Below are 10,565 nucleotides of genomic sequence, written 5' to 3' on the forward strand. Positions count from 1 at the left end.
AACATACAAGGAAATTCCATGAAACATTTAGAGCTACATATTTTGCAATCCGTACCGGTGACTTGTTTGAATCGCGACGACTTAGGATCACCTAAAACCGCTTTTTTTGGTGGCGTCCAGCGAGCCAGAGTATCCAGTCAGAGTTGGAAACGTGCTATTCGAGAATATGCGCATGAAATCAGTCCTTATTTTGAAGGGAAAAGGACTCGCTTGATTATCGAGCCATTGGCGAAGCATTTGGAACAACTGGGTAAATCAGAAAGTGAGGCTTTAGAGGGCGCTAAATCTATAGCTACCGAGATCGGAAAATTAGACGCCGATGCCGAGAAAAAGTCTGGCGTTCAGCGAGTAAAAACGCTTCATTACACCAGTGATGCCGAACTGAAAGCATTGGCGGAACAATATGTAGGACTGAGCGACGCAGCTAAAGCAGTTAAAAAAGTGGGTGTCGGTGCTTTAAAAGACGCAGCCGATATTTCGCTTTTTGGTCGTATGGTCGCCAATGATCATTCATTAACTATCGAAGGTGCGGCGATGTTTAATCATCCCATATCTACACATAAGGTCGATAATGAGTTGGATTTTTTTGCTGCAGTGGACGATTGGCAAAAAGAAGGTGAATCTGGTGCCGGGATGACAGGCACATTGGAGTTCAATTCCTCGGTTTACTATCGTTTTGCTGCGGTCAATTTGGGTATGTTGGCCGATAAAGAGCATCTTGCTGCTATGACCGTTGACAAAAGGAAAAATGTCGTAGAGGCATTCATTCAAGCAACATTGGAAGCCGTGCCGGGGATGACGGAATCAAATTCCGGTCGCAAAAATTCGATGAATGGTTACACCCGTCCGGCCTATGTTTTAGGGCTTGTTCGCGTTAAAGGCCATCCTGTGCAATTGGTCAACGCCTTTGAGCAACCGATTTGGAATGCTTCCGGAAAAGGCATTATGTCGGCATCAATTTCGAAGCTAAAAGAGGAAGAAGAACAGTTAAACAAGACTTGGAAACTGGATCGACACCAAATTGCTAGAGCGGTGATGCCGGAATCAAATATCGATGAATTCATTGCCGAGCTGGTGCAGTATGTCGAGTAAAAAAGTCATCGCATTGCGCCTTAGCGGCCCCATACAGTCATGGGGCTACAACAGCGAATATACCTATCGAAACTCCGGCTTGTTCCCAACTAAATGCGCTGTCTTAGGAATCTGTTGTGCAGCAATGGGATTGCCTAGAGGCTCGGAGCAGGAAAAACAATTTTTAGGCAACTTATCCGGCATCCTGATGATGGCGATTGCCTTGCCGCGCAAACGTTTTTCCGGTGAAAAATCATGGATGATTAATGTTCGCCGAATTGAAGATTTTCACACTGTTGAGAACACGAAAACAGCGTCAGGAACTATTAGCAAAAACGCCGTTATGACCTACCGACAATATCTTTGCGATGCTGATTTTGTTGTGTTGCTTGCAGATATTGAAAGTCCCATCGCGGATCAACTGGAAGACAAGCTTGCTGATCCCGAATGGGGAATGTGGTTGGGTCGCAAATCCTGTATTCCCAGTGCTCCGGTTTTTGCCGGGAAGTACGAAACGGTCGAAAAGGCATGCGAAAAATTGCTCGGCGAGAAGGATCTTAAATGCTTCACCTATCAGAAAGAGGTTTTGTTTTTTTCCGATGGTGTGGACACATTAATGGATGTCCCGCTCGATTTCGCAATCGATAGACGTGTTAGAGGCCAACGCCGAGTAGTGATTCATGAAGCTGAAAATCACAGCTAACGCTAAGATATTCAAACTCGTCATTGATCACGTCGAAGAACCTGGCTATTGGGCCGAAATGCGCGCAATACCGGGTTAGGTGACTAATGGCGAAACCCTAGATGGGGTGATAACGAACTTTGTCGGGGATATCGATGGGTCGTTTGACTGTTGTATTACCTGGAGACGATGTTGGAAAAATTGATTAACAAAGGTCAAAAATCCGGCTTCAGCACCATCGATTTCACCGGTGATATGCAAATCCCCGACTCCGAAAAATTCCGCCAAACCCTGTTCAACGGCTTAGGCCGGGCCAAGGCGTTTGGCTGTGGTTTGTTGATGGTCAAGCGCTTGTGATGCAGACAGATTTTAAGTGGCCAATTACCGCTTGTTGATTCTTATTAATGTGCATACAATAATTCATGCAAATAGTTTTTGATTTGCAAAAAGACCTGATTAATCGGGAAAAACATGGTGTCAGTTTAGGGTTAGCTAATCAACTTGAATGGGATTGGTTGCTGGCGATGATTGATGATCGGAAAGATTATGCTGAAACCAGAATGATCGGCTTTGCACCCATTGTCGATCGCGTTTACTGTGTGGTGTTCGTTGATCACGGTCACCAACGCAGAATTATCAGTCTACGCAAAGCCAACCAGCGAGAGGTAAAACGTTATGCAGCCTACTTCAACCCGTAATTTTTATACGCCCGATGATGATGAAGACCGGAAAATCAATGCCGGAATTGCCAGTGATCCCGACACGTTGGAGATCAGCGACACACAATTTGCCAAAATGCGTCCGGTTAAATTAGGACGTCCATTTGCCGAGCAAACCAAAGAGCGGATCACGATTCGCCTATCGCCGGATGTATTGGCGGCATTTCGCGCCACGGGGGCGGGATGGCAAACGCGCGTCGATGAAGCACTGAAAGAGTGGTTGACCAATCATTCCCAAAGTATGCCTTAATTTAAGTCAACAAAAATGCACACATTAAATTTTGGGGTACAGGAAATTTGCCGAACAATCGACCAATACGGGCTTCGATGCGAAGCGACTTGGTCTGTACAAACTGATTATGGCCTATTAAGTTAGGGCTTTTACGTTCTTTTCCCATGCTCCCACCCCTAAAACCCATTGCCATGAAAGAACGCGTATCCATGGTCTTTATCGAAAAAGGCCAGATCGATGTCAAGGACGGCGCCTTTGTCGTCATCGACGAAACCGGCATCCGCACCCACATTCCGGTTGGATCGATTGCCTGCATCATGCTGGAGCCCGGCACCCGCGTCTCGCACCACGCAGCCGCGCTGGCGGCCAGAGCCGGCACCTTGCTGGTTTGGGTCGGCGAAGCCGGCGTAAGGCTATATGCCGCCGGCCAACCCGGCGGGGCGCGCTCGGACCGCTTGCTGTATCAGGCCAAACTGGCATTGGACGACGATGCTCGCTTGAAAGTGGTGCGCAAAATGTACGAAATCCGCTTCGGCGAAAAACCGCCCGAACGCCGCAGTGTCGAACAACTGCGCGGCATCGAAGGCGCCAGAGTGCGCAAGTTGTACCAATTGCTGGCCAAGCAGGCCGGCGTGGAATGGAAAGGCCGCAACTACGACCACACCCAATGGGACAACAGCGACACGGCCAATCGCTGCATCAGTTCCGCCACGGCGTGTCTGTACGGCATTTGCGAAGCAGCAGTATTGGCCGCGGGCTACGCCCCGGCCATCGGCTTTATCCACACCGGCAAGCCACTGTCGTTTGTCTACGACATTGCCGACCTGTTCAAATTCGACGACATCATCCCACACGCTTTCAAGATCGCCGCCAAGAACTATCCCAATCCGGAACGCGAAGTACGCCTGATGTGCCGTGACATCTTCCGGCAAAGCAAAATCCTCAGAAAGATCATCCCCACCATCGAAGAGGTACTGGCCGCCGGCGAATTGGAAATCCCCAAACCCGCCGAGGAAAATATAGCACCCGCCATCCCCAACCCAGAGAGTATCGGCGATGTTGGTCATCGTAACTGAAAACGTCCCACCGCGATTACGCGGGCGCTTGGCGGTATGGCTGATCGAAATTCGGGCCGGCGTGTATGTCGGCGACTTATCGGCCAAAGTCCGCGACATGATCTGGTCGCAAATCGAAGACGGATTGGAAGAGGGCAATGCGGTGATGGCCTGGTCTACCAACACCGAATCCGGTTTCGACTTCATGACCTTAGGCAAGAATCGGCGGCTGCCGGTCGAGCTGGACGGCTTGAAATTGGTGTCGTTTTTCCCGATAGAAGACGATGAAACCGACGCTCTTTAACAACGTGGAAAAGACCGAAAAAATCGGTGGAAAAATAGACGGGCTATTTCCGTTTATCTAACAATGAGTTAGGATTAGTGCGTTCCCCGCACCCGCGGGGATGAACCGTATTCATAAACACCTAAATTTATAAACGGGTTGCGTTCCCCGCACCCGCGGGGATGAACCGCCAGAAATGCCGCCCCACAGCGACAAAAAAAAGCGTTCCCCGCACCCGCGGGGATGAACCGGTAGGGCTTGATGGCTTCGCTGGGGAACGTGCGCGTTCCCCGCACCCGCGGGGATGAACCGTGATTCAGGCTGGTCAATAAGGCGATGTGCTGAGCGTTCCCCGCACCCGCGGGGATGAACCGCCATCGTTACCGGCAAAAACCAGATATTCCTAGCGTTCCCCGCACCCGCGGGGATGAACCGGTACTGGATTTTTACCCTAACGCTACGCCTATGCGTTCCCCGCACCCGCGGGGATGAACCGGGTTGCTCCACGTCCTGGCCGAATTGGTTGTTGCGTTCCCCGCACCCGCGGGGATGAACCGCGACTATAAACCACTAAAAAGAACAGTGCCGTGCGTTCCCCGCACCCGCGGGGATGAACCGTAGGTAGTTATCCGTTAAGGAATTGTTTGTATGCGTTCCCCGCACCCGCGGGGATGAACCGACGCCACAAAGACCCGTCAATCTCTATTTCATGCGTTCCCCGCACCCGCGGGGATGAACCGTGGCGTTGTTTGCGCTGGGGCGGTGATACGTGGGCGTTCCCCGCACCCGCGGGGATGAACCGTCACACCGACGGCACGCTTAACAAAACCACGAGCGTTCCCCGCACCCGCGGGGATGAACCGGCTTGGCTCATCATGTACACCTGGCCGTCGGTGCGTTCCCCGCACCCGCGGGGATGAACCGCTTGACGACTGGTTTAGACATATCGACCTCAAGCGTTCCCCGCACCCGCGGGGATGAACCGCTTGGTCGCGCTCGGCGGCCAGCACCTTGAAAGCGTTCCCCGCACCCGCGGGGATGAACCGAAAAACTGGTCGTCGTAACAGTTGGTAGCCCAGCGTTCCCCGCACCCGCGGGGATGAACCGGCGGCCTGTACCAGGGCGGCGGCATCGTCGCGGCGTTCCCCGCACCCGCGGGGATGAACCGGCCTACATCCGCCGCTGCACAGAACGCGCTTTGCGTTCCCCGCACCCGCGGGGATGAACCGCGGAAATGATGAAACTGGTGGTCAACCGTCCGGCGTTCCCCGCACCCGCGGGGATGAACCGTGTATATGCCGCCCCACCAACAACCTAATATTGCGTTCCCCGCACCCGCGGGGATGAACCGGAAAAATGGTATCCGGACAGTAACCTTTGAAAGCGTTCCCCGCACCCGCGGGGATGAACCAGTAACGTAGTCGTATTTCGTGCCGTCAAAATCGCGTTCCCCGCACCCGCGGGGATGAACCGGCGGTAAACGCCCGGCCGCCGATGTGGCGCATGCGTTCCCCGCACCCGCGGGGATGAACCGAAAAATCTCTATGGCGAGTGGCGCGGGTTTGTGCGTTCCCCGCACCCGCGGGGATGAACCGGTGGACGATGACAACGTGGTGTTTAACAAGGAGCGTTCCCCGCACCCGCGGGGATGAACCGGCTTCAATCGCTTTAGCGGGGTTCTGACCAAAGCGTTCCCCGCACCCGCGGGGATGAACCGCTTTCTTATGTCGGTCTAAAACGGAATATCGTGCGTTCCCCGCACCCGCGGGGATGAACCGCGGGAGGCGGCATGAGCACCCCAGCCGACAAAGCGTTCCCCGCACCCGCGGGGATGAACCGGTCAAAACCAAAAGCGGCAATCAAAAATCCCGGCGTTCCCCGCACCCGCGGGGATGAACCGCATGGATATTGAAATATTCGGCATTCATTTCGGCGTTCCCCGCACCCGCGGGGATGAACCGCCCGCCGCCGCTAAATCCAAAAAAGGAGCCGAGCGTTCCCCGCACCCGCGGGGATGAACCGCTTGTTTTTCGGATCAACATATAAAAACTGATGCGTTCCCCGCACCCGCGGGGATGAACCGTGGAAGATGCCAACCGGCTGCGGGTGAACGACGCGTTCCCCGCACCCGCGGGGATGAACCGCTTTAATAGATGCTTTGACGGTATTGATCGCCGCGTTCCCCGCACCCGCGGGGATGAACCGGGGTCTTCCACGTCGACCAATACGTTCGGTTCGCGTTCCCCGCACCCGCGGGGATGAACCGGCGCTATCCAGCCGGGCGATTCAGGAGGCGGTGCGTTCCCCGCACCCGCGGGGATGAACCGGAGTTTTACTATGGAAACAGAGGCAATTTACCGCGTTCCCCGCACCCGCGGGGATGAACCGTATCGCCGCCTGACCAATGTTGTAGATCCACGGCGTTCCCCGCACCCGCGGGGATGAACCGAACGGGCCAACCAAAGCGGCGTGACTTTACGCGCGTTCCCCGCACCCGCGGGGATGAACCGCAAAACCCGCTCAGCTAGCGGGTTGCCTTCGAGCGTTCCCCGCACCCGCGGGGATGAACCGGCAGGCCGGCTAGTTTGGCGGCTTCCGGCGCGGCGTTCCCCGCACCCGCGGGGATGAACCGCCATCGGCTACAACCTAGCCGGCTGGGTGGTCGCGTTCCCCGCACCCGCGGGGATGAACCGGTAGCCAGTGCTATGTCGAAGGCCGTATCCGCGCGTTCCCCGCACCCGCGGGGATGAACCGATCCCCAAAACAAGTAATTCAAACTTATCGCAGCGTTCCCCGCACCCGCGGGGATGAACCGTTATCTAAAAAAAGTAACGTTACCAAAATAAAGCGTTCCCCGCACCCGCGGGGATGAACCGTATTTTTGATATATGAATCGCTGTTAAATGACGCGTTCCCCGCACCCGCGGGGATGAACCGAGCTGGCGACAACGCATCATTACCGATGCGCGGCGTTCCCCGCACCCGCGGGGATGAACCGGATTAACGCCATTCTTTGCTTCGGCATTTTTAGCGTTCCCCGCACCCGCGGGGATGAACCGTTCAAACTCACCGCGCCCGCCTTCGCAAAATAGGCGTTCCCCGCACCCGCGGGGATGAACCGGAAACATTCTCATGATTCCGATTCGTCGTGGTGCGTTCCCCGCACCTGCGGGGATGAACCGCCTTTGAAGAAGCGGAACCCGCGAGAGTAGGGGCGTTCCCCGCACCCGCGGGGATGAACCGGGGTAATGCACGGGAAATTTATCCTAGTATCTGCGTTCCCCGCACCCGCGGGGATGAACCGTCAATCGTATATTGATTAAGAAATTGGAGCCGGCGTTCCCCGCACCCGCGGGGATGAACCGTTAAGACCGGCGCGCCGGCAGGGAGGCGCGCAGCGTTCCCCGCACCCGCGGGGATGAACCGCCGCGTAGTGGAAAAACTTATTACGCTGTAAAGCGTTCCCCGCACCCGCGGGGATGAACCGCTTTTCCTCAAGCTCTTTGATACGGACATACAGCGTTCCCCGCACCCGCGGGGATGAACCGAATCCGTTAATTTATGCCTTTCTATCTCTAAAGCGTTCCCCGCACCCGCGGGGATGAACCAAGGTCATGCTGGTTATCGATGAAGCGCATCACGCGTTCCCCGCACCCGCGGGGATGAACCGCCAAGAAGGCCGCCGATCGGCTGGAGGCTGTTGCGTTCCCCGCACCCGCGGGGATGAACCGGGGTTATCGGTGGGCCTCCGTGCCAGGACTTCGCGTTCCCCGCACCCGCGGGGATGAACCGACGCCTATCCCTATTTTGAGGATATGGGCTTCGCGTTCCCCGCACCCGCGGGGATGAACCGGTGATAGCCGGTGAAAACTTCACGGATGAGTCGCGTTCCCCGCACCCGCGGGGATGAACCGGTAACGCCGATCAAAAGCCAGGACAACCATCTGCGTTCCCCGCACCCGCGGGGATGAACCGTATGCAGAACTTCTGAAAAACTTAACCGCGGAAGCGTTCCCCGCACCCGCGGGGATGAACCGGTAATCCAGGCAGCGCCGGTAATGGCCATAAAGCGTTCCCCGCACCCGCGGGGATGAACCGATATAAAAACAATTTTTACGTTGACCAGCGCCGCGTTCCCCGCACCCGCGGGGATGAACCGCCACAGAAACACATACAGCCATAACTAGCGCCGCGTTCCCCGCACCCGCGGGGATGAACCGGCTAATGATTCGGTTAACCGTGATACGGGGGAGCGTTCCCCGCACCCGCGGGGATGAACCGTGCAGGTTTTGAATATGTTCCTGGCACTGTTCGCGTTCCCCGCACCCGCGGGGATGAACCGTCACCCGCCATCAGTTCGGTAAACACATCTGGGCGTTCCCCGCACCCGCGGGGATGAACCGCCGGCAAAGCCAAGCGCGAGGATGCCAGACCCGCGTTCCCCGCACCCGCGGGGATGAACCGACCGCAAGCCGCCGCCTAGGTCGAGGATCCGGGCGTTCCCCGCACCCGCGGGGATGAACCGAAAGCTGAAGCTACGGCAAGTGCTCAAACTGCGCGTTCCCCGCACCCGCGGGGATGAACCGTTTGTGATGAAATTTATAGGTTTTTAATATGTGCGTTCCCCGCACCCGCGGGGATGAACCGCAATATGCACCAAAAGGCGAAAATCGTACCAAGCGTTCCCCGCACCCGCGGGGATGAACCGTCATCAATCGCAAATTCGAAAACACGCTTGACGCGTTCCCCGCACCCGCGGGGATGAACCGGCAATCCGGCCAACCTGGACGCCTTGATCAAGGCGTTCCCCGCACCCGCGGGGATGAACCGGACTAGAGAGTTAGTAGTATTTGACGTTGATCGCGTTCCCCGCACCCGCGGGGATGAACCGCGCACCGCCATGGACGCGGCCACGCTGACCATGCGTTCCCCGCACCCGCGGGGATGAACCGCACTCCCTAAACGCCCCGCTGTTCCTGGTCGGGCGTTCCCCGCACCCGCGGGGATGAACCGGAATCCGGCTGAATCACCGGCGCACGCGTCGTGCGTTCCCCGCACCCGCGGGGATGAACCGTTATCGTCACGGAAAAACGCCCTGGGGGGCTAGCGTTCCCCGCACCCGCGGGGATGAACCGCGGGCCGGCAATACCGTATCGTCACGATCACGGCGTTCCCCGCACCCGCGGGGATGAACCGTGGCCCACTTCTTGGCCTCGTCGCCGATCAATGCGTTCCCCGCACCCGCGGGGATGAACCGCATTGGTGCCGTTAACGGTGGCCACCATGGGCGCGTTCCCCGCACCCGCGGGGATGAACCGGTGGCGCAATTGGTCGAAGACGGCGTTAAAACGCGTTCCCCGCACCCGCGGGGATGAACCGCCTGGTCGTGGTCGTGGTCGTCCGGTTACTGGGCGTTCCCCGCACCCGCGGGGATGAACCGGCGGCTTCCAACGGTTGAAAATTCATAGACAGGCGTTCCCCGCACCCGCGGGGATGAACCGATATACTGTGTCAATTCGCTAGCTATCGCCGGGCGTTCCCCGCACCCGCGGGGATGAACCGCGGGCTGTAGTATCGTTGGGATTTGATGACGGGCGTTCCCCGCACCCGCGGGGATGAACCGTGCCCGTCAATCGAGCGGCTTCTCCGGTTACGGCGTTCCCCGCACCCGCGGGGATGAACCGGCGTCGTCGCTGAACGGGCTGTTAAGAGACATGCGTTCCCCGCACCCGCGGGGATGAACCGCCCTGCTGGAAGCCAAGCCGTTTTTAGCCAAAGCGTTCCCCGCACCCGCGGGGATGAACCGGTATATGCCGGCTTAGCGCTGCTGGTGCTGACGCGTTCCCCGCACCCGCGGGGATGAACCGGAATCATAATGAAATTCGGATTTTTTGATGATGCGTTCCCCGCACCCGCGGGGATGAACCGTCGATGCTATTCAAGCTGATAACGCCACGAAAGCGTTCCCCGCACCCGCGGGGATGAACCGTCGATGCTATTCAAGCTGATAACGCCACGAAAGCGTTCCCCGCACCCGCGGGGATGAACCGCCCTGCGTTGATCGGCGGCGGATTGTCGTTTTGCGTTCCCCGCACCCGCGGGGATGAACCGAACATTGCCAAAATTGAATAAACAAATTTTTTGCGTTCCCCGCACCCGCGGGGATGAACCGTTTATACGTCTACTCCTCTTGCCGAATATGGCGCGTTCCCCGCACCCGCGGGGATGAACCGGATCGCTTAAGTTTGTCCGATCTTAAAATTCCGCGTTCCCCGCACCCGCGGGGATGAACCGGATCCATCAGTAGCCCAGTAAGGCCATTCTTCGCGTTCCCCGCACCCGCGGGGATGAACCGGTCATGGGGTACGGGGTGGCTTGTTGGGTGTAGCGTTCCCCGCGGAAAATTTCAAGCTAGTTGTCGCCTCAGTGTGAAACTCTTATGCAGCTATTTGCTCCTGGTTAGCAATCTCCTGGGTCGATTTGATTTTAGTTTCAGCCTGATCTGGATTTAAGTGCACCGTAT

The 10,565-nt window shown here is 56.9% G+C and carries 7 protein-coding genes and 1 CRISPR repeat array; all 7 genes read left to right on the plus strand.

Going from position 1 to position 10,565, the window contains the following annotated elements; genetic code table 11:
• Positions 1–18 precede the first annotated feature (18 nt).
• The 7 genes from cas7e to cas2e all read left to right on the plus strand — a co-directional run bounded on the left by cas7e (position 19) and on the right by cas2e (position 4,063).
• Entirely contained in the window at positions 19–1,092 is a 1,074-nt protein-coding gene (cas7e, locus tag M0R33_RS22180; protein WP_292574150.1) for a type I-E CRISPR-associated protein Cas7/Cse4/CasC, read from the plus strand.
• Positions 1,082–1,774 carry a type I-E CRISPR-associated protein Cas5/CasD gene (gene cas5e, locus M0R33_RS22185; RefSeq protein ID WP_292574151.1) on the plus strand — a complete coding sequence of 231 codons (693 nt, stop codon included), beginning with the start codon at positions 1,082–1,084 and terminating at the stop codon, positions 1,772–1,774. The genes cas7e and cas5e overlap by 11 nt, the downstream gene beginning before the upstream one ends.
• 168 nt (positions 1,775–1,942) lie before the next feature.
• Positions 1,943–2,110 (plus strand): type I-E CRISPR-associated protein Cas6/Cse3/CasE, encoded by a 168-nt coding sequence (gene cas6e / locus M0R33_RS22190; protein ID WP_292574152.1) that lies wholly within the window; start codon positions 1,943–1,945, stop codon positions 2,108–2,110.
• A gap of 65 nt (positions 2,111–2,175) precedes the next feature.
• Positions 2,176–2,451, plus strand: a complete 276-nt coding sequence (locus M0R33_RS22195; RefSeq protein WP_292574153.1) for a BrnT family toxin — start codon at positions 2,176–2,178, stop codon at positions 2,449–2,451.
• The gene (locus M0R33_RS22200) at positions 2,429–2,722 is read left to right on the plus strand and encodes a BrnA antitoxin family protein (protein WP_292574154.1); all 294 of its coding nucleotides are present in this window, start codon (positions 2,429–2,431) and stop codon (positions 2,720–2,722) included. Before M0R33_RS22195 ends, M0R33_RS22200 begins: the two co-directional genes overlap by 23 nt.
• A gap of 173 nt (positions 2,723–2,895) precedes the next feature.
• On the plus strand, positions 2,896–3,780 hold the full coding sequence (gene cas1e, locus M0R33_RS22205; RefSeq protein ID WP_292574155.1) for a type I-E CRISPR-associated endonuclease Cas1e: 885 nt from the start codon (positions 2,896–2,898) through the stop codon (positions 3,778–3,780).
• The gene (gene cas2e / locus M0R33_RS22210; RefSeq protein WP_292574156.1) at positions 3,761–4,063 is read left to right on the plus strand and encodes a type I-E CRISPR-associated endoribonuclease Cas2e; all 303 of its coding nucleotides are present in this window, start codon (positions 3,761–3,763) and stop codon (positions 4,061–4,063) included. The genes cas1e and cas2e overlap by 20 nt, the downstream gene beginning before the upstream one ends.
• 79 nt (positions 4,064–4,142) lie before the next feature.
• Positions 4,143–10,458: direct repeats of the CRISPR family, unit length 29 nt; unit sequence GCGTTCCCCGCACCCGCGGGGATGAACCG.
• Positions 10,459–10,565: the final 107 nt, after the last annotated feature.

The organism is Methylomonas sp., from assembly GCF_023228165.1.
Taxonomy (GTDB): Bacteria; Pseudomonadota; Gammaproteobacteria; order Methylococcales; family Methylomonadaceae; genus Methylomonas.

What these genes read in the sequence shown, in the direction of transcription:
- cas7e (WP_292574150.1), top strand. Translation starts at nt 19, where the DNA reads ATGAAACATTTAGAGCTACATATTTTGCAATCCGTACCGGTGACTTGT.
- cas5e (WP_292574151.1), top strand. Translation starts at nt 1,082, where the DNA reads ATGTCGAGTAAAAAAGTCATCGCATTGCGCCTTAGCGGCCCCATACAG.
- cas6e (WP_292574152.1), top strand. Translation starts at nt 1,943, where the DNA reads ATGTTGGAAAAATTGATTAACAAAGGTCAAAAATCCGGCTTCAGCACC.
- M0R33_RS22195 (WP_292574153.1), top strand. Translation starts at nt 2,176, where the DNA reads ATGCAAATAGTTTTTGATTTGCAAAAAGACCTGATTAATCGGGAAAAA.
- M0R33_RS22200 (WP_292574154.1), top strand. Translation starts at nt 2,429, where the DNA reads ATGCAGCCTACTTCAACCCGTAATTTTTATACGCCCGATGATGATGAA.
- cas1e (WP_292574155.1), top strand. Translation starts at nt 2,896, where the DNA reads ATGAAAGAACGCGTATCCATGGTCTTTATCGAAAAAGGCCAGATCGAT.
- cas2e (WP_292574156.1), top strand. Translation starts at nt 3,761, where the DNA reads ATGTTGGTCATCGTAACTGAAAACGTCCCACCGCGATTACGCGGGCGC.